At 68.0% G+C, this 22,395-nt stretch carries 23 protein-coding genes; 8 read left to right on the top strand and 15 right to left on the bottom strand.

The window, feature by feature from the left end; genetic code table 11:
- Window positions 1-81: 81 nt before the first annotated feature.
- Entirely contained in the window at window positions 82-930 is an 849-nt protein-coding gene (locus tag RIC54_RS23165) for a hypothetical protein (protein WP_350091847.1), read from the bottom strand.
- Window positions 931-1,183: 253 nt separating this feature from the next.
- Here RIC54_RS23165 and RIC54_RS23170 point away from each other — a divergent pair, with 253 nt between their 5' ends.
- The gene (locus RIC54_RS23170; protein WP_350091850.1) at window positions 1,184-2,782 is read left to right on the top strand and encodes a trimethylamine methyltransferase family protein; all 1,599 of its coding nucleotides are present in this window, start codon (window positions 1,184-1,186) and stop codon (window positions 2,780-2,782) included.
- 22 nt (window positions 2,783-2,804) lie between these two features.
- Here the strand turns inward: RIC54_RS23170 and RIC54_RS23175 are convergent, their stop codons facing one another.
- Entirely contained in the window at window positions 2,805-3,953 is a 1,149-nt protein-coding gene (locus RIC54_RS23175) for a ZIP family metal transporter (protein WP_350091853.1), read from the bottom strand.
- A complete protein-coding gene (locus RIC54_RS23180; protein WP_350091856.1) occupies window positions 3,950-5,065 on the bottom strand; it encodes a multicopper oxidase domain-containing protein in 1,116 nt (371 codons plus the stop codon). The genes RIC54_RS23175 and RIC54_RS23180 overlap by 4 nt, the downstream gene beginning before the upstream one ends.
- 103 nt (window positions 5,066-5,168) lie before the next feature.
- Between RIC54_RS23180 and mntR the strand changes: the two genes are divergently transcribed.
- On the top strand, window positions 5,169-5,657 hold the full coding sequence (mntR, locus tag RIC54_RS23185; protein ID WP_350091859.1) for a manganese-binding transcriptional regulator MntR: 489 nt from the start codon (window positions 5,169-5,171) through the stop codon (window positions 5,655-5,657).
- On the opposite strand, the gene phhA is transcribed toward mntR, so the two are convergent.
- Entirely contained in the window at window positions 5,654-6,520 is an 867-nt protein-coding gene (gene phhA / locus RIC54_RS23190) for a phenylalanine 4-monooxygenase (protein ID WP_350091862.1), read from the bottom strand. The two genes, mntR and phhA, sit on opposite strands and share 4 nt — an antisense overlap.
- Window positions 6,521-6,769: 249 nt before the next feature.
- Here phhA and RIC54_RS23195 point away from each other — a divergent pair, with 249 nt between their 5' ends.
- Window positions 6,770-7,459: a DUF1194 domain-containing protein gene (locus RIC54_RS23195; RefSeq protein ID WP_350091865.1), complete on the top strand. Its 690-nt coding sequence runs from the start codon at window positions 6,770-6,772 to the stop codon at window positions 7,457-7,459.
- A gap of 15 nt (window positions 7,460-7,474) precedes the next feature.
- On the opposite strand, the gene RIC54_RS23200 is transcribed toward RIC54_RS23195, so the two are convergent.
- Window positions 7,475-7,858 carry a DUF4870 family protein gene (locus RIC54_RS23200; RefSeq protein WP_350091868.1) on the bottom strand — a complete coding sequence of 128 codons (384 nt, stop codon included), beginning with the start codon at window positions 7,856-7,858 and terminating at the stop codon, window positions 7,475-7,477.
- Between the two features lie 270 nt (window positions 7,859-8,128).
- Here RIC54_RS23200 and RIC54_RS23205 point away from each other — a divergent pair, with 270 nt between their 5' ends.
- Complete coding sequence (locus tag RIC54_RS23205; protein WP_350091871.1) at window positions 8,129-9,196, top strand: threonine aldolase family protein; 1,068 nt, start codon at window positions 8,129-8,131, stop codon at window positions 9,194-9,196.
- On the opposite strand, the gene RIC54_RS23210 is transcribed toward RIC54_RS23205, so the two are convergent.
- A complete protein-coding gene (locus tag RIC54_RS23210) occupies window positions 9,193-10,026 on the bottom strand; it encodes a sugar phosphate isomerase/epimerase family protein (protein ID WP_350091874.1) in 834 nt (277 codons plus the stop codon). The genes RIC54_RS23205 and RIC54_RS23210 overlap by 4 nt on opposite strands.
- 158 nt (window positions 10,027-10,184) lie before the next feature.
- Between RIC54_RS23210 and RIC54_RS23215 the strand changes: the two genes are divergently transcribed.
- Window positions 10,185-10,553 carry a hypothetical protein gene (locus RIC54_RS23215; RefSeq protein ID WP_350091877.1) on the top strand — a complete coding sequence of 123 codons (369 nt, stop codon included), beginning with the start codon at window positions 10,185-10,187 and terminating at the stop codon, window positions 10,551-10,553.
- A 126-nt stretch (window positions 10,554-10,679) separates the two neighbouring features.
- Window positions 10,680-10,904 (top strand): hypothetical protein, encoded by a 225-nt coding sequence (locus tag RIC54_RS23220; RefSeq protein ID WP_350091880.1) that lies wholly within the window; start codon window positions 10,680-10,682, stop codon window positions 10,902-10,904.
- Between the two features lie 24 nt (window positions 10,905-10,928).
- On the opposite strand, the gene RIC54_RS23225 is transcribed toward RIC54_RS23220, so the two are convergent.
- The 3 genes from RIC54_RS23225 to RIC54_RS23235 all read right to left on the bottom strand — a co-directional run bounded on the left by RIC54_RS23225 (window position 10,929) and on the right by RIC54_RS23235 (window position 14,042).
- Window positions 10,929-11,522, bottom strand: coding sequence for a 2-hydroxychromene-2-carboxylate isomerase (locus tag RIC54_RS23225; RefSeq protein WP_350091883.1), 594 nt, complete (start codon window positions 11,520-11,522; stop codon window positions 10,929-10,931).
- The gene (locus RIC54_RS23230) at window positions 11,519-13,174 is read right to left on the bottom strand and encodes an acyl-CoA synthetase (RefSeq protein ID WP_350151474.1); all 1,656 of its coding nucleotides are present in this window, start codon (window positions 13,172-13,174) and stop codon (window positions 11,519-11,521) included. Before RIC54_RS23230 ends, RIC54_RS23225 begins: the two co-directional genes overlap by 4 nt.
- 61 nt (window positions 13,175-13,235) lie before the next feature.
- Entirely contained in the window at window positions 13,236-14,042 is an 807-nt protein-coding gene (locus RIC54_RS23235; RefSeq protein WP_350091892.1) for a phytanoyl-CoA dioxygenase family protein, read from the bottom strand.
- A gap of 144 nt (window positions 14,043-14,186) precedes the next feature.
- On the opposite strand from RIC54_RS23235, the gene RIC54_RS23240 reads away from it, so the two are divergent.
- Entirely contained in the window at window positions 14,187-15,044 is an 858-nt protein-coding gene (locus RIC54_RS23240; protein ID WP_350091895.1) for a LysR family transcriptional regulator, read from the top strand.
- Here the strand turns inward: RIC54_RS23240 and RIC54_RS23245 are convergent.
- The 5 genes from RIC54_RS23245 to RIC54_RS23265 all read right to left on the bottom strand — a co-directional run bounded on the left by RIC54_RS23245 (window position 15,031) and on the right by RIC54_RS23265 (window position 20,401).
- Entirely contained in the window at window positions 15,031-15,507 is a 477-nt protein-coding gene (locus tag RIC54_RS23245; protein ID WP_350091898.1) for an RrF2 family transcriptional regulator, read from the bottom strand. The genes RIC54_RS23240 and RIC54_RS23245 overlap by 14 nt on opposite strands.
- Window positions 15,508-15,511: 4 nt before the next feature.
- The gene (locus tag RIC54_RS23250) at window positions 15,512-15,919 is read right to left on the bottom strand and encodes a group III truncated hemoglobin (RefSeq protein ID WP_350091901.1); all 408 of its coding nucleotides are present in this window, start codon (window positions 15,917-15,919) and stop codon (window positions 15,512-15,514) included.
- Between the two features lie 90 nt (window positions 15,920-16,009).
- Entirely contained in the window at window positions 16,010-18,301 is a 2,292-nt protein-coding gene (locus RIC54_RS23255; RefSeq protein ID WP_350091904.1) for a mechanosensitive ion channel family protein, read from the bottom strand.
- 91 nt (window positions 18,302-18,392) lie between these two features.
- Window positions 18,393-19,499, bottom strand: a complete 1,107-nt coding sequence (locus tag RIC54_RS23260; protein ID WP_350091907.1) for an NAD(P)/FAD-dependent oxidoreductase — start codon at window positions 19,497-19,499, stop codon at window positions 18,393-18,395.
- Complete coding sequence (locus RIC54_RS23265) at window positions 19,496-20,401, bottom strand: NAD(P)-dependent oxidoreductase (protein WP_350091910.1); 906 nt, start codon at window positions 20,399-20,401, stop codon at window positions 19,496-19,498. The genes RIC54_RS23260 and RIC54_RS23265 overlap by 4 nt, the downstream gene beginning before the upstream one ends.
- A gap of 184 nt (window positions 20,402-20,585) precedes the next feature.
- Here RIC54_RS23265 and RIC54_RS23270 point away from each other — a divergent pair, with 184 nt between their 5' ends.
- On the top strand, window positions 20,586-21,392 hold the full coding sequence (locus tag RIC54_RS23270) for a hypothetical protein (RefSeq protein WP_350091913.1): 807 nt from the start codon (window positions 20,586-20,588) through the stop codon (window positions 21,390-21,392).
- 12 nt (window positions 21,393-21,404) lie between these two features.
- On the opposite strand, the gene RIC54_RS23275 is transcribed toward RIC54_RS23270, so the two are convergent.
- Complete coding sequence (locus tag RIC54_RS23275; RefSeq protein WP_350091916.1) at window positions 21,405-22,388, bottom strand: isopenicillin N synthase family dioxygenase; 984 nt, start codon at window positions 22,386-22,388, stop codon at window positions 21,405-21,407.
- Between the last annotated feature and the right edge of the window lie 7 nt (window positions 22,389-22,395).

The raw sequence follows: 22,395 nt of genomic DNA on the forward strand, positions 1-22,395 counted from the left end.
CACTCTCCGGTCTCAGACGGGCGGAGTGTAGGCGGGACCGCGGTCGAGGTCACGCGGGTCGGGACGGCGCCCAGGGACGGCTCAGTACCCTGTCTGCGATTTCCAGTAGTCGTCGTTGATCTCGCGCATCGTCCGGTCGTGGCTCTTGGCGAGGCAACCGCGCAGGGTGAGCTTGAAGCCCATCTCGGCATAGGCTCCGCACCGGTCCAGTTCGGCCTTGGCGCGCTCGACGCCGCTGGGGGTGAGCTTCGTGAGGCTGCCGGACTCCTGGACACGCTGCCAGACCGCTTTCCCGGCGGCCGGGATGGCGGTTGCCGGGTGCGCCGGGAGGGATTCGTTGGACGGCAGCATGTTGATCAGGCGGGTCAGCGTGACGGCGGCGTCGGTCCGCGCCGTACCGGGCTTGAAGAATGCCTCGGCGGCGAACCTGGGTGCACCGTCCGCCGTCTCGGCGTCGCGGGCCGCGACCTTGGCCGACGGTTCCCGTTCGGAGTGCGGCAGCAGCGATACCATCGGGGCGATCCGGACCGCGACCTCGGCGGCGTTCAGCGAGGCCAGCCGACGGTCCGACATCTCGATCCGGGTGCGGGTGAAGTCGCCCTCGCTCACATAGCCGAGCAGTCCGGCGGCGGAGAACTCGGTGGTGGTGCCGTCGATGCGCCGCACCACCAGGGTCACGTCACCGGCGCCGGCCGGCTGGTAGCGCTGTCCGGCGGATGGCGGCGGGCGATCCTCCTGCAGGCAGAACGACGATACCAGTGCGGTGCAGGTGCCCTCGGCGCAGTTCAGCGGGATCGGATCAGCCGCGGCGATCAGGCCCAGCACCTGGGGCGGCAGGGCGTCATCCGTCCTGCCGACCGAGGGGCTGTTGGCGAAAGCGGGCGCGGCGAGCAGCGTCGCCGCGACGACAACGAAAAGGCGCGGGCGCATGGGCGGTATCCTCCTGTATTCGGCACGCGCGCCAACGCCTCGGCGCTGCGTGAACCGACCGGGCAAAGTGTCGCACCGCGCCCGGCAGTGGTCAAATCCGAGGCCGGGCGTTTCCGACACGACCGCGTGAGTGATCGGCGGATCGGGGTGGCCGTAGCCACAGCGCGACTCGCAAGCGTCGGCTCGGTGCAAGACGCTCTTGATCGGGACGCGGACACTGCCGGTCGAGAGGGCGCGCAGTGCGGAGGCTGCCATGACGCAGGACATCGACGGCTTGATGGACGCAACCGCAACCGGCGGGGGCGGCGAGGAGCGACATGAGCGGCGTGGTCGCGGTGCCGGCAGCGGCCGCGATGCGCGGCGGGCGGCGCGCGCCCGGCCGAAGACCGCCTACGCTCCCTACATCGTGAGACGGATCCCGACCTTCGACGTGCTGTCGGAGGAGGGGTTGGAGATCATCGAGGCCAACGCCGAGACGATCCTGGAAGAGATCGGCATCGACTTCCGCGACGATACCGAGGCGCTGGATATGTGGCGCGACGCCGGCGCCGATGTTCAGGGCGAGCGGGTTCACATCCCGCGCGGCCTGGCCCGGAAGCTGATCGCGACCGCACCGGCGACGTTCACCCAGCACGCCCGCAACCCGGAACGCTCGGTGGAGATCGGCGGCAAGGCGACGGTGTTCGCCCCGGTCTACGGCCCGCCTTTCGTGCGCGACCTGGACGGCGGCCGGCGCTACGCCACGATCGAGGACTTCCGGAACTTTGTGAAACTGGCCTATCAGGCGCCGGCGATGCACCACTCCGGCGGAACGGTGTGCGAACCGGTCGACCTGCCGGTGAACAAGCGTCACCTGGACATGAACTACGCGCACATGCGGTACTCCGACAAGCCGTTCATGGGTTCGGTCACCCACCCGCTGCGCGCGCTGGACACCATCGAGATGGCGAAGATCCTGTTCGGAGCCGAGTTCCTCGACCAGAACACCGTGATCACCTCGCTGATCAATGCCAACTCTCCCATGGTGTGGGATTCCACCATGCTCGGCGCGCTGAAGAACTACGCGCGCGCCAACCAGGCGACGATCGTCACCCCGTTCATCCTCGCCGGCGCCATGTCGCCGGTGACGGTGGCCGGCACGCTGGCACAGACGCTCGCGGAGTCGATGGCCGGGATGGCGTTCGCCCAGATGTGCCGTCCGGGCGCGCCGGTGATCTTCGGCAGCTTCGCATCGTCGATCTCGATGCAGTCGGGCGCGCCGACCTTCGGCACCCCGGAACCGGCGCTGGTGCTGTACGCCTGCGCCCAGCTGGCGCGCCGCCTCGGCGTGCCGTTCCGCTCCGGCGGGTCGCTGTGCGGCTCCAAGGTTCCGGACGCCCAGGCGGCGTTCGAGAGTGCGAACACCCTGCTGCCGACGGTCCTGGCCGGCGTCAACTTCGTGCTGCACGCCGCGGGCTGGCTGGAAGGCGGGCTGGCGTCGTCCTACGAGAAGTTTGTCATGGACGCCGACCAGCTCGGCATGATGAAGACCATGCTGGAGGGCGTCGACCTCAGCGAGAACGGCCAGGCCCTGGACGCGATCCGCGAGGTCGGCCCGGGCGCCCATTTCCTCGGCTGCGCCCACACCCAGGCGAACTTCGAGACCGCGTTCTACCGGTCGTCGATCGCCGACAACAACACCTACGAGCAGTGGCTGGCCGAGGGCGAACGCGACGCCGCCACCCGGGCGTCGGTCCTGGTCAAGCGCATGCTGAACGAATACGAAGCCCCGGCCATCGACCCGGCTGTCGACGAGGCGCTGCTCGAGTTCATCGCGAAGAAGAAGGCGTCGTTCCCGGACTCCAACATCTGAAGTCCTGGCAAACCAGGACAGGCTACGCCGGTACGATCAGCGCGGTCAGGTACATCAGGGCGACGCCGGCCATACCGCCGGCCAGTGCCGGCATCGGTTGGACGCTGCCGTCGGCGAGCCGGCGGCGGATCAGCAGCCCGACCTCGACGATCACCTGCAGGATGGCCCCGGCACCAACCGCCAGGGCCAGCGCGCCCCAATGCGGCGCGAACGCGAAGGCGCCTGCCCACAGCCCTGCGACCGCCGGCAGCCCGGCCAGCGCCGCCAGGCCGGCCAGTGCCAGCAACCGAGGGCGGCTTGCCGTAAGCGGTGCGACGATCCCGATGCCCTCGGTGATGTTGTGCAGGGTGAAGCCGATCACCAGGAACGACCCGAGTGCGGCCGAGCCGCTGGCGAACGCGCTGCCGATCGCGAGGCCTTCGCCGAGATTGTGAAGCCCGATACCGAGCGCGATCGCACCGGCCAGTGCCATCGGTTCCAGCGCGCCGCCGTTGCGTCGACCGGCGGCGAACAGTCCGCCGGTGGTGGCGACGGCTACCAGCCAGACCAGTTCGGGTACGGCCAGCGGCGCCGCGGCCTCGGACGCTAGCTCAAGGGCCTCCGACATGGTGTCGACCAGCAGAAAGGCGAGCAGGCCGAGGGTGAGCGCCAGGACGAACACGGTGGTCGCCGGACCGGCCGATCGCATTGCGGGGAAGAACAGCATGCCGAGGACCACCGGCACCACGCCGACGAAGACGCCGACCAGGGCGTAGGTCTGCAGCAGGGCGGCGTCGGGTGTCGGGGTCGGGACCGCCACGTCGATGGTGTGCTCGAAGGCGGCGCCGGTGCCGGTCAGCAGCACCAGATGATGGGATTCGCCCAGAACCCATGGATACGGGATGTCGAGACGGACCGATGCCAGCCGGTCGATCGGACCGGCCGGGTCCTGGAAGAATCGCCAATAGGCCCCGTCGACCTGGATCTGGGCGATCGTCATCGCCTCCGAGCCGCCGGCGCGTACCTGAAGATGGATGCCGGTCTCATCCAGGATGGTGCGTTCAATCGTCAATTCCTCGACCGGCGGGGTCATCCCGCGGAACGCGGCCATCGGGTCGAGCCACAGAAAGCCCCAGACGACCAGCACGATCAGTGCCGCCGGTCCCAGGGTCCAGAACAGCCGGCGCGTCATGCCCGCACCTCGAAGAAGCTCATCCAGCCCAGTTCCACGAACTCGGTCTGGTGTGCGTGGAACATGTAGCGGCCCGGCTCGAAACCGGCGAACGAGAACTCCAGGATCCCGCGTTGGGCCTGGCACTGCATGATGGTGTCGACGGTGCGCAGGGTCGGCTGCAGGGTCGTTCCGTGATCGTAATAGTCGAAGAAGTTGGCGTGCAGGTGAAAGGAGTTGATCGGGTCGAACTCGGTCACGTTGATCAGGTAGACCCGGACCGGCCGGTCACGCTCGATCACGATCGGACGGTGCATGTAGGCGTGGGCGATGCTGTTGACGGCATACACCTCGTTCTCGTCGTCGAAATTGGTGTCGAAGCCGTTCATCACCATCAGGAACTCCTGCCAGTGGGCGTTCTCCGGCGTGCCCAGCAGGCGCGAGCGCGCAACGTCGGCGGCCTCCGGGTGCAGCGCCGGGTCCGGGTCGACGATGAACGCGCCGTACAGCCCCTTGTGGATGTGGCGCTTCAGCGGCACCGAATGGCAGTGGTAGAAGTGGCAGCCGAACGGGCGAGCGGTGAACTCGTAGACGAAGGTCTCCCCCGGCCAGATTTCGCCGGCCCCGGGAACGCCGTCCATGCTGGCGCCGTGAATGCCGTGGAAGTGCATGGTGTGCGGCATCGAGCCATTGTTGCGGAAGGTGATCCGCAACAGGTCACCCTCGGTGGCCCGCAGGGTCGGACCCGGCACCCGGCCGTTGTAGGTCCACGCCGGAAACCGGATTCCCGGCGCGATCTCGATTTCCTTGTCCTCGGCGACGATCTCGAAACTGCGGACCGTCCGGCCCTGGGCGTCGCTCGAGAGCACACCGGTATCCCAATCGGTGAGGATGTCGTGCGGGTCGAAGCCGTTGGCGGCGTGGTCGACCGTGCCGACGGTCGTCATGTTGCCGTGGGCGTGCAGGTTGTCATGGGCCTGCGATCCGACGGCCCGGCCGTCCGCGTAGCAGATCGAACCCAACGCCGGCGACGACGCGGGTGCGGAGGTCGACGCCGCCAGACCGCCCAGCAAGCCACCGCCGATCAGGCCTCGGCTGAGCAGGAAGCGGCGGCTGATAGAGAGCAGGTTCATGGCGGATCGATCCTACACAGGCATCACAAGTTAGTTGATGCTAAGAACTGAAGGGTGTTCTCCAACTTGTCAATATCCACGCGGTGGGGTAAGGCCCTGAACGATGACGGCGGACCCCAAGCACGACGCCCTTGCGCATGTCAGCCGTCCGGGCGAACCGGGACGGCTGATCGATGCCGACCAGCACGCCCGACAGCACACCGGGGTGCGCAAGGCCCATGAGACCGAGCTGATCGAGGACTATGTCGAGTTGATCGCCGACCTGATCGACGCGACCGGCGAGGCGCGGGCGGTGGACATCGCCCAGCGCATGGGGGTTCGTCAGGCCACGGTGACCGCGATGGTCCGGCGTCTTCAGGCTCGGGGCCTCGCCACCAGCGAGCCCTACCGCTCGATCTTCCTGACCGATGCCGGCCGCGAGCTGGCCAACGATTCGAGGGCCCGCCACGCGGTGGTGCTGCGCTTCCTGCTGGCGATCGGGGTACCGGAATCGGTGGCCTTCCACGACGCGGAAGGCATCGAGCATCACGTCAGCGCCACCACCCTGAGGGTGCTCGAGGATTGGATGAAGCGCCTGGAAACGGACGCCTAGGCCGTCTGGCGCTGCCGCTCGCGGTGGTACTTGCCGGTTCCGAAGTTCAGCACGTGGTCGCCGTCGGTCACCGCGCCGGACGGTATGTCGGCCAACTCGTCCAGCCGGGCGTAGATCGGGGTGAAATCCGCTTCGGTCGCCTTCATCAGCGACCGGAAGCCGGGGATCACGAAGTAGGTTTCCTGGTAGTCGTCGATCCGATAGTCGGTGCGCATCACCCGTTCCAGGTCGAACGCCACCCGGTTCGGTGAGCGGTCCTCAAGGGCGAACACGGTCTCGCCGGCCGACGACGCGATGCCGGCGCCATAGATCCGCAGCCCGTCAGGGGTCCGGGTCAGCCCGAACTCGACGGTGTACCAGTACAACCGGGCCAGCCGCTTCAACGCGCCCTGGCCGTCGGCCTTCAAGCCGCCCTTGCCGTATTCCTGCATGTAGTCGGCGAACACCGGGTCGAGCAGCAGCGGGACGTGACCGAACACGTCGTGGAAGGTGTCCGGCTCCTCCAGATAGTCGAGCTCCTCCGGCTTGCGGATGAAGCAGGTCGACGGGAACCGACGGTTGGCAAGGTGCTCGAAGAACGTGGCGTCCGGCACCAGCCCAGGAACCGCAACCACGGTCCACCCGGTCGCCTTGTGCAGGATGTCGTTCAGCCGCCGGAAGTCCGGGATGCCGTCGCCGGCCATCGCCAGGCCGTCCACGTGGTCCAGGAAAACCGGCACCACCCTGTCCTTCAGCAGGCGCACCTGCCGCTGGAAAAGTGTCGCCCACACCGCGTGTTCTTCAGCCGTGTAGGCATCCCAGTTCTGGTCGATCGTATAGTCGGCCCGCTGGCCCGTGGTGTCGCGGTGGATGTCGACCGGCATTGCCGCCTCCCGCGTTTGTGTGTCGTTCCCCACATCAAAGTGGGGTGAAACTGCGTGGTGCGCCAGAGGGCGAAGCGGTTGGAGTCATCGGCAGCCCACGATTGGTGTATGATGTCGGCTTGGAGACGGCCGTTTGTGCTCGCCGCTCCACCGGAGACGATGGCCATGGCCTGTCGACTGCTCCGCATTGCTGTCGCCGCCGCCGCGTTGACTATGATGGTCGTCGCGTCCGCGTCGGCGGACGAATCGATGACCGATCTGAACATGGTCGTCGCCCTGGACCGCTCGGAATCCGTCGAGCTGCTTGACCGTACCGCACAGGTAGAGGCCCTGGCCGCGGCGCTGATCGATCCGCGGTTCATGGCAACCGTGCGCGGCGGCTGGCAGGGACGCATCGGGATTGCGGTCATGACGTGGTCGAGTTTCGACCGCACCCAGGTGGTCGTGCCCTGGACGATGATCACCGGGTTGCGGGACTCCGAAGCCATCATCGCGACCATGCGCGACTACGAAGCGCGTGGCAGCGACTTCAAGCACAAGCCGCAGACCGACATCGCGCTGGCGCTGGGAGCCGGGATGCAACTGCTCGAAGCCGCGCCGTTTCCGGCCAGCAAACGCATCCTCAACGTGATCTCCGACGGCGTCGACAATTTCGGCCGCGAAGCGTTCGTCGAGCGGGACCAGGCGCTGGCCCAGGGCATCACGATCAACGGGCTGGTGCACGCCCGGGGGCACGCGATCGAAGTGGTGGAGCGGTTCTTCGAACGTGAGGTCATCGGCGGGCCCTATGCCTTCGTGCTGTCGACCCCGGACCCGGCCAGCTTCACCGCCGCCATGCTGCGCAAGATGATGCTGGAGATCGCCCGGGCCAACACGTCCAGCCGTCCGGACGGCTCCGGCTCGGTCCGCGTGGCAGCCCATCACCGCGAACGCGGGTAGGCTTCAGATACGTGCTCAGAAGAACGCCGTCGGGTTCTCGATCGGCTTGGCGTCGACCAGCACCAGCCAGCCCTTGATGATCCGGTACAGCAGCCAGAGCTGCGCGAACCCCAGGATCACCCAGCCGACCAGCACGATCGCGGTCACGACGCCGATGAACCACATCAGCAGCCAGAGCCAGAACGTGCGGATCTGCCAGTGGATGTGCGATTCGAGGTAGGTTCCACTGACCTCCGGGCGCTTCAGATAGGCCAGCAGCACGCCGAACATCCCGGGGATCGCCAGCACGATGGTCGCGGCGTACAACGCGTACACCACGTGCACCGCCAGCTTGTCGTTCTCCGGCACCGACAGCCGGAACGGCAGGTTGCGGCGGGATGGCAGGTCGGTATTAGACATCGCGGATCCCGTTCGATGGCTCGTGATGGAACAGATGGGGTCGCCATCATGACCGGCAATGCGCAGCAGGAGAACGCAATCGGGCCGAGAAGGTGGACGGATGGGTGCCGCGCCGCGTGTAAAAGCGTGTACAGCACCTGTCCGTTCTCGTTTCTCGCGCCGGGAAGCCGCATGGAAATACCATGTCGGCTGGTCTTTGCCGCTTCGACACGGTGCTCCAAGGTCCCGCGCCGTTCGGTCCGTCTCGCGCTCTATTGAGGAAACCCGTCCATGGCCGCTCCCGCCGCATCCACCTCTGTCACCCGCCCCAAGGTCGACCTGTACAGCGACACCGTCACCCGGCCGACCGCCGGGATGCGCAAGGCGATCGCCGAGGCCGAGGTCGGTAACGAGCAGGCCCATGAGGATCCGACGGTCAACCGGCTGCAGGACATGGTGGCCGAACTGCTGGGCAAGGAAGCGGCGGTGTTCCTGCCGTCCGGCACCATGTGCAACGAGATCGCCTACCGGGTGTGGTGCGACCGCGGCGACGAGATCATCCTGGACGAAACCGGCCACGCCCTGCATTTCGAGGCTGGCGGGCCCGCCGCACTGGCAGGCGCGATGACCCGCACGGTCCGTGGCGTGCGCGGCATCTTCACGGGTGCCGATGTCGACGCGGCGATCCGTCCGAAGAACCGTCACGCGCCGCGCCAGAAGCTGATTTCGATCGAGAACACCGCCAACCTCGGCGGCGGGGCGGTGTGGCCGCTGGAGACCGTGAAAGGCGTGGCCGCCGCGGCCCGCCGCCACGGCCTGAAGCTCCACATGGACGGCGCGCGGCTGCTGAACGGCGTGGTGGCCAGCGGGATCTCGGCCGACACGTTCGCCGCCGACTGCGACTCCGTGTGGATCGACCTGTCGAAGGGCCTGGGATGCCCGGTGGGCGGTGTGCTGGCCGGGTCGGCCGAGTTCATCGAGGAGGCGTGGCGCTTCAAGCACCAGTTCGGCGGCGCGATGCGTCAGGCCGGGATCGTCGCGGCTGCCGGCGTCTATGCGCTGGAGCACCATGTGGAGCGGATGGCCGACGACCACGCCCGCGCCCGCCGCTTCGCCGAGGGCATCGCCGGGGTGAAGGGCGTGCAGGTCTCGGCGAACGAGATCGACACCAACATGGTGTATTTCCAGGTCGGCGACACCGGGATCGAGGCCCCGGCGTTCTCCAAGCGGCTGATGGCCAAGCATGGCGTACGAATCAGCGCGATCGACGGGCGGCTGCGCGCGGTCACCCACCTCGACGTCGACGACGGCGACATCGAGACCGCGATCGCAGCGGTGCGTGCGGTGGCGGCGGGCTAGGTCAGCATCGCCCGCAGGGCCGCGATCGAACGGGCGGTGACGGCGGGACCGTCCTTCGGCTGATGGGTTTCGACGGCGAACGCCAGCGGCCCGATCGGGCCATGCTCGCGCAGCGCGTCGAACAGCGGCCCGTGGTCCACCATGCCCTCGCCCAAAGCCACGAACCGGCGGGGGTCACCGGTGAAGTCCTTGATGTGCACGGTTCCGGCCAGCTTTGCGGCGGCGGCCAACGTGTCGGCGGTCGGTGCCGGCGGTCGGGCGGCCCGGTGGTTGGCGAGGTCGAGCGCGCCGCGCAGCCGGGGATGGGCGCGCCGCGCCACCACCGCCGTCATCTCGTCCAAAGTGGCGACGTTGCAGACGTGCTCGTTCTCCAGCACCAGGGTCACGTCATGGGTCTGGGCCAGATCCAGCAGGTGATCCAGATCGTCGTCCAGATGCTCGGGCTGGAAGCCGTCATAGGTGAAGTAGGAGAAGATCCTCAACTGCGCCGCACCGAGGCGGTTGGCCACCTCGAAGGCCCGCGGCACCGCCTGTTCCGGGGTCAGCACGCCCGGATCGAAGCCGTGGAAATTGGCCCCCTCGGGAATCTTGGCGCCGGAGCGTGGCCATTTCAGGAGCGGCGAGCAATAGCAGCCGACCGTCACCCCCGCGTCGCCGAGCCGGGCGGAGAGTTCGGCCAGTTCGGCGTCATCGAACAGGATCACGTTGCGCTCGTCGACCGAGCGGATGTCGACTTGGCCGACATCATGGTCAGCCATGAAAGCCAGGGCAGTACCGATATCCTCGGATACCTCGTCGGTGATGACGGCGATGACTGGGGTGAACGGCATGACCATGGCCTCCGGACCGGACTGCGAGCGCACCGACAGGGTCGGTCATCGGACGCGACGGAACAAGTCCGTCAACCGTCCGGTCTTTCCGGCGAAGAATGCGGATGGGGATCGCGCGACCCACATCTGATGCGAGGCATACTCAGGGAGGGTTTTCGATGCGTGGCATGATCGTCGCGGTTCTGCTGGGAGCGGCACAGGTTCTCGGGGCGTGCACGGCTGATCCGAACGCCTTCTATCCCGAGACCGCGAGCGGCGAGCGGATCCTGGAACAGCGGGCGTTGGAACGCGTGCCGCCGCAGTACAAGCCGACCTCGGTGACCATCGTCAAGGAATGGGGGCGGTTGTCAGGCGGCGGGTTCGGGGCGGCCTGGGCCGGGATGCCCACCGGCTCGGGTCTCGGCGACACCGAAGTCGTCGGCTACAACGCCTGGGTCCGGGTCGAGGGATGCAAGGGCCATGTGCTGGTGCGCTTCGACCGTTGGGGCACCTACCGCACCACCGGCGACATGACGAAATGCGGCTGAGGCGCATCGCGCGCCGATACCGCCTCCCGGCCGTCGGGAACCGGGATATCCGCATCCAGGTTGTTAGCCGGAGGGAACGACCAGCACGCAAGGAGACAGCCATTGCGCACGCTCTGGATGCTCACGATGGTCGCGCCCGCCGCGTTGGTTTCGGCCTGCGCCGGCTATCAGGTTGATCAGACCGCGTCGACCAGTCCGACCGTCAGCTACGCCTACTATACCGAGGCCGACTACGATCTGGTCGCCAAACGCGCCGATCTGTACTGCGAGGACAACTATGGCCGGGACGCGGTCCTGATCGACCGCGACAGGCAGGGCAACGGCTACGAAGCGACGTTCGGTTGTCGTTAGCCGGCAGGCTGGCCGGCTCGGGCCCTACGCCCCGAGCCGCCAGCGCAGCAGTTCCAGGCGGTCCTGGCCCCAGAACACCTCCCCGTCCGGCAGCACCCAGCTCGGCGCGCCGAACACGCCAGCCGCCAGGGCGGCTTCACTGTCGGCGTTGTAGTCATCGGCGAACCCAGGTGCGGCGTCGACCAGCGCATGACCGTCCATCCCCAGCGATTCGGCGATCGCGGCGATCTCTGTCGGGTCGTCTATGTCCCGGTCGTCGCGCCACAGCGCGGTCAGGATCGCGTCGGTCAGCGTGAGGGCATCCTGGCCGGACTCGCGCGCGGCGATGATGGCCTGGGGCGCCAACGGCGCCTTGGACGGGAAATTCGCCGGCTCCACGACGATCGGGATTCCCAGATAGTCGCGCCAGCGCTTCAGCTCCATCATCCGGTAGGCTTGGCGCTGCGGCGAGCGCTTGGGCAGCGGCAGTCCGCCGGACTGCGCGAAGATGGTGTGGAAGTTGACCGGGTAGACGTTGACCGTCGCGCCGACCTTCCTGGCCATCTCGATGAACCGCCCGGAACCGAGATAGGTCCAGGGACTCGAGGTCGAGAAGTAGTAGTCGATTGTCGTGCTCACGGGGTGTCTCCCTGGGTTTCGGCGGCGTGGCGGTCGCGCAGCACGCGCCGCATGATCTTGCCGGTGGTGGTCATCGGCAAGCAGTCGACGAACTCGACGATGCGCGGATACTCGTGGGCTGCCAGGCGGCGCTTCACGTGGTCCTGGATCTCGGCTTTCAGCGCGTCGCTCGGCACGGCGCCGTCGGCCAGCACCACGCAGGCCTTGATCGATTCGGTGCGCAGCGGATCGGGCACGCCGATCACCGCGGCCAGGGCGACGCTGGGATGCGCGGTCAGGCAGTCCTCGATCTCGCCCGGACCGATCCGGTATCCGGCCGAGGTAATGACGTCGTCGTCGCGCCCGACATAGTGCAGGTAGCCGTCCTCATCCTGGCGGCCGAGATCGCCGGTCAGCATCCATTGCCGGTCGGAGCCGGTGAACTTGGCGTCGGTCGCCTGAGGGTTGTTCCAGTAGCCAAGGAACATCACCGGGTCGCCCCGCTTCACGGCGATCGCCCCGGTCTCGCCGGCCGGCAGGGGGATCCCGGCGGGGTCGACGATGGCGACCTCGTGCCCTGGCACCGGCTTGCCCATGGAGCCCGGTCGGACCGGCAGGATCGACGCGCAGTTGCCGACCACCAGATTGCACTCGGTCTGGCCGTAGAATTCGTTGATGGTCAGCCCGAACACCGAGCGCCCCCATTCCAGCAACTCGGTTCCCAGCGTCTCGCCGCCCGAGCCGATCGAGCGCATGGCGAGCGCGTGCCGGGCCAGCGGATCGGGCACCTGGCGCATCAGCTTCAGCGCGGTTGGCGGCAGGAAGGAATTGCGCACCCGGTGCCGAGCGATCAGGTCGAACGCCGCTTCCGGATCGAACTTGGCGAAGCGGTGCGCCACCACCGGTATGCCGTGGTGCAGCGACGGCAGCAGCACGTCCAGCAGCCCGCCGATCCAGGCCCAGTCCGCCGGAGTCCAGAACCGGTCGCCGGCGGCCGGGAAGAACTCCTGCGGAAACTCCACGCCCGGCAGGTGGCCGAGCAGGACCCGGTGGGCATGCAGCGCGCCCTTCGGCTGGCCGGTGGTGCCCGAGGTGTAGATGATGACCGCCGGGTCGTCGGCGGCGGTATCGACCGGGGTGAAGGCGTCGGACGCGGCGGCGAGTGCCGTATCCAGCGCCTGCCAGCCGGTGCCGTCCTTGCCGGTGTCGGCGACCAGGATCACCTTGAGGCTTGGCAACCGGGCGCGGATCGCCTCGATCTTCGGCAGGCTTTCACGGTCGGTCACCAGGGCGGCCGCGGCACAGTCGCCGAGCCGGTAGGCCAGCGCGTCCTCGCCGAACAGGGTGAACAGCGGCACCGACACCATGCCGGCCTTGTGGGCGGCGATGTGGGCGATCGCGGTTTCCGGGCGCTGCGGCATCAGGATGCCGACCCGGTCGCCGCGCTGCAGCCCCGCCGCGGTCAGCACGTTGGCCAGCCGGTTCGACTGGCGCTTCAGGTCGGTGAAGGAGTGCTCCGCCACCGATCCGTCGGCAGCGATGTGGATCAGCGCGGTGCCGGCACCCGCGTCGGCGTGCCGGTCGCAGACATCGACGCCGATGTTGTAGCGCTGCGGAATCCGCCAGCGGAACCGATCGCGCACTGCCTCGTAGCCGTCGGCCCGTTCGAGCATGGCTTCCTCCCGGCGGCGATCAAAGCGCGCTACCGGGATCGCGGCAAGCCCCGCCGGCCGGTCAGGCTGGGTAAACCGTCGGGAACCAGTCCTCGCGCAGCTTCTGCCCCGTGATCATGCCGTGCCCGGGAAACGGCGGCGAAGTCGGGCCGGGCCGGTTCACGTAGCGCGCGTCGTCGCCCAGCAGCCGCAGCGAGAAGGCCCGGCGCCGGGCGGTCGTGTTGTTGCCACGGGCGCCGTGCAGGATCCGGAAGTCGAAGGCGACCGCATCGCCGGGCTGCATCGGCCATTCCAGCACGCGGTATCGGTCAGGCTCGGCATCCGGGTCGGGCACCGGCATGTAGGCCTCGGCGTCCGGGTAGAAGTTTTCCTGCGACAGCCACCGGGTCGGCAGGACCGGCCTGTCCCAGCGGTGCGAGCCGGCGACGCAGCGCAGCGACGCGTCGGTGACCGGATCGACCGGAGACCAGAAGCTGACGGTCTGCTCGCCCTCCACGAAATAGTACGGGCTGTCCTGGTGCCAGGGCGTCGGCTTGGAGGTGCCCGGTTCCTTGACCAGGGCATGGTCGTGGAACACCTGCACGGACCGAGAGCGGGTCAGGATCGCGGCGGCCCCGGCGGCGGGTGAGTTCCGGACCACCGCTTCGAACTCCGGGATCCGGGTCCAGTTGCAGTAGTCGTCGAAGAACCGGCCGGCCTCGCCCTGTTTCAGGTTCTCCGCCGCGTAGGGGCCGGGTTCGGCCATGTTGCGCGCGATGCCGGCGCGGATGGTGTCGACCCAGTCGGCGAACAAGCCCTTCACCAGAACCACGCCATCGCGCTGGAACGCCTCGACCTGATCCGCGCCGATCAGTCCGGCTGTCGTCATCGCCCGCCTCCCGTTGCAATCGCGTTGCAGGGAACCGTGCGCGCCGCCTAGCATAGTTTCAAATAATCAATCTGAATTTCGGGCATATAGAAATGCTATCGGTTACCAGCTGCGCCAGCTGGAGTACGCGGTCGGCACGGCGGCGTGGTGGCGGCAGCCGAGGCGCTGCGGATTTCGCAACCGGCGCTGTCGGTAGCGGTCGCGCAGCTTGAGGGCCAGCTCGGCCGGCCGCTGTTCGTGCGGCGCAAGGGCAGCAGCTTCGTCCCGACCGCGTACGGCCGCGGCTTCCTGGAGGAAGCGGCCGAACTGCTCGCGGGGGTCGAGCGGCTGGTCGATCCCGACGCGGTCCATCCCGGAGCCGGCCGGCCGGTGGTGATCGGTTGCTTCGACGACCTGGCACCGATGGTCCTGGCCCCGATGCTGCTTCACCTGCGGGCCCGTCGGCCGGACATCACCGTGTCGACCCGTGTCGGCGGGTTCGAGATGCTGTCCGAGGAGGTGCGCTGCAGCCGCATCGATTTCGCCGTGACCTATGATCTCGGCCTGGATGAAGGCTTCGAGCGGCGCCGGATTGCGTTGATCGCGCCGCATGCCGTGGTGTCCGCCGACCACCCGCTGGCCGCCCGAGGCGTCGTTACGCTGGCTGAACTGGCGGGACAGCCGCTGGTGCTGGCGGATCAGGGCCTGAGTGTGCGGCACATGATCGACCTGTTCCGGCAGCGTGGACTGGCGCCACGGGTGGTGCACCGGGCGGCATCGCTGGAAACCATGCGCAGCATGGCGGGAAACGGGCTGGGGGTCGGCCTCTCCTACACTCGGCCGGCGGCACAGCACAGCTATGACGGCCGTCCGATCGCGACCCTGCGGATTGCAGACGACGCGGCTGCCGAGCCGGTGATCATCGCGACCAGTGCCCTCGATCCCCCGAGTCTGATGGTGCAGGAACTGATCGGGGAAGTGGCGGCGGTGAACTGGCTTCCTGGCGCGATCACGGTGGATTGAGGGCTTGGCGGGTTGTCTCGGATACCGGTCGAGCGGTGAGGCGCCGCAGCAGTGAGTCGCGTTCGGCAACCAGCTCGGCGAGCGTGTGGCGATCGAGTTCTGCAAGGAACGCGGTGGTGGCGCCGCGCAGGATGCCGGACAGGCGGCACACTCCGTCGATCGGGCACTGTCCGGCCTGGTCGGCCCTCAGGCATTCCGCCATGGCAAATCCGCCTTCCGTCGCCCGCACGATGTCGCCGATACGGAGGGTTTCAGGCGTTATATTGAGCCGTAAACCACCGTTCTTTCCGCGTGTTGATTGCAGAATGCCGAGTCGGGACAACAGATGGACGACTTTGCGCAGATGCTCCTTGGAAATGCCGTAGCGGGTGGCGATCTCGTCGATCGTGGTGCGCCGGTCGCCGTTCAGCGCGACCAGGATCAGGGTCCGCAGCGCGTAGTCGGTGAACTGGCTGAGCTGCACGGCCTCACCCGGCCGCCCGGGCGCGCGCCCGGAAGAAGTCGAGCCCGTGCTGCAGCGAGGAACCGATCAGGCGCGCTCGCTCCACGAAGGCGTCGGCGGCGGGCGGACGGCATGTTTCCCGGGCCGCGGCTTCGAACAGCGTCAGCCAGCGCTCGAAATGCTCCTGCTGCAGCACGTCCAGGGCCACGTGGACCTGCATCGGGTTGCCTTCGTAGCCGGGCTGGCGGCGCAGGACCTTGCGCCAGAATGCGATGATCTTGGCGATGTGCTCATTCCATTGCGCATCCGGAACGGCGCTGCGGAAGATCGGGCCGAGCAGCGCATCCTCCCGGGCTCGCCCATAGAACAGGGCGATCGTCGATTCGATCTCCGCTTCGGAGACGAGAGGGTCGTTGTCGGCGCTGGAAGACATGGCGGGATGCGTTTGGCATTTAAAGATGCATCATGAATACATCTATTGTTCGGTTGGATCAACACAAGCGGGCGCGCCAGGGCAACAGGTTCAGGGGGCGCCCTCATCGCTCCGACGCGCCGCGTCGGTCGCGGCGGCGGCGATCGCGGTGCGTTCGTCGTCGGTCAGCTTCTCGGCCTGATCGAGCCCGGGGATCGACACCCGCACCTCGCGCCGGGCGAACTCGATTCCCTTCGCGGCAAACGCCGCCTTCACGCGCTGGAAGACCTCCTTGCGCAGGGTGAACTGCTTGCCGGGCTTGGCCATGAACTTGCCGCGCACGATCATGCCGACATCGTTGAAGTCGAGGACGCCCTGGCTCTTGAACGGCTGCAGGATGTCCTGGGCGAACTCCGGCACCCGGGACATGTCCTCGCCGATCTGCTTGAAGATCTTCTTCACGACGTTCGGGTCGGTGTCGAAGGGCACGGTGAACCGCAGCTTCATGATCACCCAGTCGCGGCTGTAGTTGGTGATCTTCGGAATCTCGCCATAGGGGATCGTGTGGACCGGCCCCTTGTGATGGCGCAGCTGCATCGATCGTATGGAGATCTTCTCCACTGTGCCGAAAGTGCCCTCGACCTCGACGTATTCCCCCGTGCGGAAGGCGTCGTCGATCAGGAAGAACACGCCGCTGACGATGTCGGCGACCAGCTTCTGCGCGCCGAATCCGACGGCGAGGCCGACGATGCCGGCACCGGCCAGCAACGGCGTGATGTCGATGCCGATGTTGCCGAGAGCAATCAGCAGGGTGATCGCGATGATCGCCGACTGCAGGGTGAGCAGGACCAGCGGCAGGATCGTGGCAAGCCGGGAGCCGCCGGCCCCGCCGCCTTCGCCGCCGCCCGGTTCATCCTCGTTGGGGTCGAAACCGAGGGCGGTCTGCTCCGCCGCCAGCCGGCGGTTGGCCCACAGCGTGGTCGTCTCCCACAGCAGGTAGCCGACCGCCAGGATCAGCAGGACTTCGACGAGCTTCAGCGCAGCCCGAGCGCCGACGCCGGCCTCGGCGATGTTGGTGAAGCTGAAGCCCCATTGCCGGGTGACGAACAGGATCACCAGGCCGAACACGATCACCCGGCCGATCCGGATGTAGCTGCGCTTTGTCTGTTCGTGGGCGTGTTCGGCGAGGGCGCCTTCGCCGGTCATGGGCGGCACCAGGTGCCGGACGAGCCCGCGGATCGCGCCGTCGAGCGCGGGCGCGAAGATCAGGGTGAGCAGCGTGGTGTTCTGCCGTCCGTCCAGCAGGTCGCCGCCCCAGTCCTGGGAATGAATGTACTCGACCACGAACCAGTTCAGGACGATCAGCACCATCGCGAAATACGGATAGATCTGCGCGATCAACCGCTCGGCGGACGAGTTCCGGTCCTCAGGCCCGGTAATCAGCATGCGGGTGAGGGCGTACCGCGACCGCCAGATGGTCCAGAACATCCAGCCGTAAAGCAGCAGGTGCAGCCAGAACTGGATGCGGAACGCGCTCTCCGGAACGCCGTGGGTCGGAAAGAACGGCCGAAGGAATCCGGTCAGTCCCCAGAAGGCACCGATCATGACGATGCTTCGGTAGAGGAACTTGGCGTCGTCGCATTCCATCGGGACGAGCCGGATCGACTTGTCCTGGGGCGCCAGGACAAAGCGCGCGATCATCGCGGCGACGCGCGTGTAGATCACGACGTTGAAGACCAGGAACTCGATGAACTTGCTGGTGATGTCGGGGACGAACGGATGAATGCTGTCGCCTGGGATGACGCGGTCGACCACGATCCAGGCGCCGATGTAGAAGCCGACGAGCCCGACCGAGTCGACCGCGAATCGGCGGCCGAGGGTGGTCACCGAGTCCCGGAAACCGGTGGACGGCGGATCGTGGCGGCGCCATCGGCGAACCGCTCGCCGGACGACCGCCTCGACGGCCAGGCCGGCGGCGATGGTGGCCGCGAGCCAGCCGGAGAGCAGGGCGAGGCCCGAGGGACCGCGCGGTCCGACGAACTCGGTCCAGAGGATCGACGCGTTCCGGCCCAGGTTCGGCAGCTGCCGGAAGGCCTCGGCGATATTGCCGAGCACGCCCTGAACGGCGGTCCTCGCCCATTGCAGGAAACCGGGGCCCGTCCCGGCTTCGGTGGTTTTCGCCACCGCATCGAGCCGTTCCAGCAGCATTGCCCGGACCTGCTCGTCCGACAGTTGCGAGACCATCTCGCGAACGGCTTCGGGGGTGAGCGGGTCGGGCAGCGCGGCAGCCACTTCGGCTGCGCCGGCCGTCCGGGGAACGATCTGTGCCGCTGCAACCGAGGCGAGGCACGACATCAGCAGGACCGCGAGCGACAGCTGCGTTAGCTGGAAGAACCGGCGCATCTGCCCTCGCTGGTCGGCGTTCAATGTCGGGCGGTCACTCTTACCGATATGAACCTTCTTATCACCAACCCATCAGAATTTCATTTGCCGGCTATCCCAGCATTTCGCCGACATGGTCGGCGATCGCCAGTGACGAGGTCACGCCCGGCGATTCGATTCCGTACAGGTTCACCAGCCCCGGCACGCCGTGGTCGCGCGGTCCCTGCACCATGAAGTCGAGGGCCGGCTGGCCGGGGGCCTGGATCTTCGGGCGCATCCCGGAATACCCCGGCTGCAGCGAGTCGTCGGGCAGGCCCGGCCAGTACTTGCGCACGGCGGCGTAGAAGCTGTCGGCACGACGCGGATCGACCGCGTAGTCGATTTTCTCCACCCACTCCACGTCCGGGCCGAACCGTGCCTGACCGCCCAGATCGAGGGTCAGGTGGATGCCGAGCCCCGCCTGTTCCGGCGCCGGATAGATCAGGTGGCGGAACGGCGCGCGCACCCCGGACAGGGTGTAGTAGTTGCCCTTGCAGAAGTACTGCGGCGGTACCTTGTCGGCCGGGAAGTTCTGCAGCGCCGCCGCCATCGGCTGGGCGTGCAGCCCGGCGGAGTTGACCACGGTCGTGGCCTTCAGGGTCATCGGCTCGGCACCGCCGACCACCAGTTCGATGCCGTCCTCCTCGATCCGCCCGCCGGCGACCGGCGCGTGAAAGGCGATCATCGCCCCGCGCTCTTCGGCGTCGCCCTGCAGGGCCAGCATGTAGGAGTGGCTGTCGAGCACCCCGGTCGACGGTGACAGCAGGGCGGTGACGCAGCGCAGTTCGGGCTCGAGCGCCGTCACCTCGTTGTGCGACAGGAAGGTCAGGTCGTCGACCCCGGCCTTGGCACCCCGGTCCTGGATCTGCTGCAGTGCCGGAATCTGGTCCTCCGACGTCGCGACGATCAGCTTGCCGAGCCGGTTGTACGGCACGCCGTGATCGTCGAGGTAGCGGTACAACTTGTTCTTGCCCTCGACACAGAACCGCGCCTTCAGCGATCCGACCGTGTAGTAGATCCCGGCGTGGATGACCTCGGAATGCCTGGAGCTGGTCTCGGTGCCGATCGCCTCGGCGGCCTCCAGCACCAGGACTTCGCGGCCCTGCAGCGCCAGCGCCCGCGCGCAGGCGAGGCCGACGACCCCGGCCCCGATGACGACGGCGTCTACCCGCTCGCTCACTTCGACCCCCGCTCAAGACCGCCAAGCTCTGCCATGACATCGACCAGCAACGGCACATGCTTGTCGCCGTGGCCGGCCGAGCAGGCCAGGGTATAGACCTGCAGTGCCGTCGATCCGAACGGGCTCGGCAGCCCGGCCGCCGCGGCCAGATTGGCGTAGTAGCCGACGTCCTTGCGGGCGTTGACCATGGCGAACTGCAGGCCGGACGGGTCGCCGTCGACCGCGTAGGCCATGATCTTCTGGAACATGCCGGAGTTCACCGCCCCGGCGGACACGACCTCGCGCAGCTTGCCGAGGTCGACCCCGGATGCCCGCGCGGTGGTGGCAGCCTCGGCAACCAGCGCCGACATCGCCATGCTCATGAAATTGTTGATCAGTTTCAACGAGTGCGCCGAGCCGAGCGCACCGATGTGGAACACGTTGCGGGCGTAGGCGTCGAACGCCGGCCGCAGCCGTTCCAGCACCGCCGCCTCGCCGCCGACCAGCACGTTCAGGGTGCCGGCCTCGGCCTCCTTCGGGGTCATGGTCACCGGGGCGTCCAGCATGTCGGCACCCTTGGCGGCCAGTGCCGCGCCGACCTTCTTGGTCGAGGTCGGTTCGGCGGTGCTGGAATCGACCAGCACGAAGCCGGGACGCGCCGCCCCCAGGATGCCGTCGGGGCCGAGCACGACGTTCTCCACGATCTGCGAATTCGGCAGGCACAGGATCACCGCGTCGGTGGTCTCGGCCAGCGCCTTCGGCGTCGCCTCCTCGGCGGCACCGCGGGCTTTCAGGTCCTCCACCGGGCCGCGGTTGCGGTTCCCCAGGACCGAAACGGCGAAGCCTTTTTCGATCAGGTTCTTGGCCATGCCGTGACCCATCATCCCGACGCCGACGAACCCGATGCGGAGTTGCTCCGCCATGCCATCCTCCCATGTCATCATACGGCCGGGAGATTAGGTCGGTGCCGGATCGGATGGAAGAGCAACCGACCGCCGGAATCGCGCCGGGCCGCGCGCGATCGGAATTGGTGTCGTCGGCCGGCGGCGATGGTTCGGCGCCGGCGTCCGGTTAGTGTTGCGGTTGCAACTTCAGGAGCCACTCGCCATGTCCGACCCCGTTCCCGCCGTCGTCGAGGCCGATGCCACCGGCGAAACCGCCCGGATCTTCACCGACATCCGCGAGACTCTCGGCAGTCCGGTGGTCAACCTGATCTGGAGGCATCTGGCGACCGTCGACGGCGGGCTTGAATGGGCCTGGACGGCGGCCCGGCCGATCTATGCCAGCCGACAGGCCCAGGCGGCGGCGCAGCGGCTGTACGACCGGCTGGAGGAGCCGCTGCCGTGCCCGCTGCCGCCCGGCGCGCTGGCCTCGGTCGGGGTGGCGGATGCCGACCTGCCGAAGGTTCACGCGGTTGCCGACGGCTACAACCGCGGCAACGGCCCGAACCTGGTGGCGCTGACCGCGCTGCTGGTCTCGCCTGCCGGGGTGGCGCCGAACGCGCCGGTCAAGCCGTCGTCGGCGCCAACCCCGCTGCCGCGGCTGCTGTCGGAAGGCGATGTGTCGGCAGAGACCTGGAAGCTGGTGCGGGCGATCAACCTGCTCGGCGCCCGGCCGGACGAACCAATCCTGGCGACCATGTACCGCCACCTGGCGCACTGGCCCGGGCTGCTGGCGCTGATGCACGCCGGGTGGTCGCCGCTGGCCGAAGACGGCCGGCTCGGCGATGCCATCGAGCGGGCGCGGAAGATTTCACGCGAGGAAGGCGCACGGCTCGCCCATTTGCGGGCCGACGCCGGCCCGCCCCCCGAGGCGGCGCGCGCCGCGCTGGTCGAGTTCACCGACCACGTGATCTGCCGCATGGTGCCGATCGGCCGGGCGTTGTCGAAGTGGCTGCCGGCGGCTGAGGCGTAGACCGCCGGGTTCTCACGCCGCCTTGTGGCTGCGGTCGATCTTGGCGCGGATGTGCTGGCCGGCGGTGATCGGCGGGTGCTTCGGCGTCTCGCCGGGGCCGAGGCACGTCGGGATGCAGCGGATGTCGGCGTCGAAATCCGGGTGCACGAAGTAGCCGATCGACAGCCGCCGGCTGCCGGTGTCGCCGATGGCCGGCACCACGACGCGGTGCAGGGTCGAAACCCAGCGGTCGTTGGTCCAGCGCTGCATCATATCGCCCAGGTTGACCACCAGTTCGCCCGGCTGCGGCAGGACCGGCAGCCAGCGGCCGTCGGGGGTCTGGGCCTCCAGCCCGCCGCGGCCCTCGGTCATCGCCAGGATGGTCATCGCCCCGAAATCGGTGTGGGCGCCGGCGCGCAGCTGGCCGGGCTCGGGCGAGATGGCCAGCGCCGGGTAGTGGTGGATGCCGAGGATCGAGAAGTGGCGGCCCATCAGCGGGGTGAAGTGGTTCTCCGGCAGGTCGAGCGCCACCGCGAAGATCCGCAGCAGGTCGAGCGACAGCCGCTCATAGGCCCGGTAGATCCCGGTGAACGCCTCGGCCACGCCGTCGGGCTGGTCGGGGATCAGGTTCGGAGCATAGGCGGTCGCTGCCTCCGGCAGGTTTGCGAAATGCGCGCTGTGGTCGTCGACCGGCCCCAGGAACACCGATTCCCGGAGATCCGAAGGCGTCTTGTTGCCGAGGGTGGAGGCAAGACTGCGGGTCGCCACCCCGTGGTAGCCGCGCTGGCGCGCAGCTCCGGTCGGATGCCAGCGGGTCTTGGTGCCGGCGTCCAGGTCGTAGAACGCGAACGAGCGCTCGAACGTGCGCTCCAGCGTCTCCCGGGTGATGCCGTGGCCGGCAATCACCAGGAAGCCGATGTCCCGGCAGGCGGCGGCGACCTGATCGGCGACCGCGCGCTTGTCGCCGGCATCACCGTTCAGGAACCGGGCGATGTCGATGGTGGGAATGCCGTCCATGGTCTTC

Origin of the sequence: Thalassobaculum sp. (genome assembly GCF_040219215.1) — a bacterium.
Taxonomy (GTDB): domain Bacteria; phylum Pseudomonadota; class Alphaproteobacteria; order Thalassobaculales; family Thalassobaculaceae; genus Thalassobaculum_A.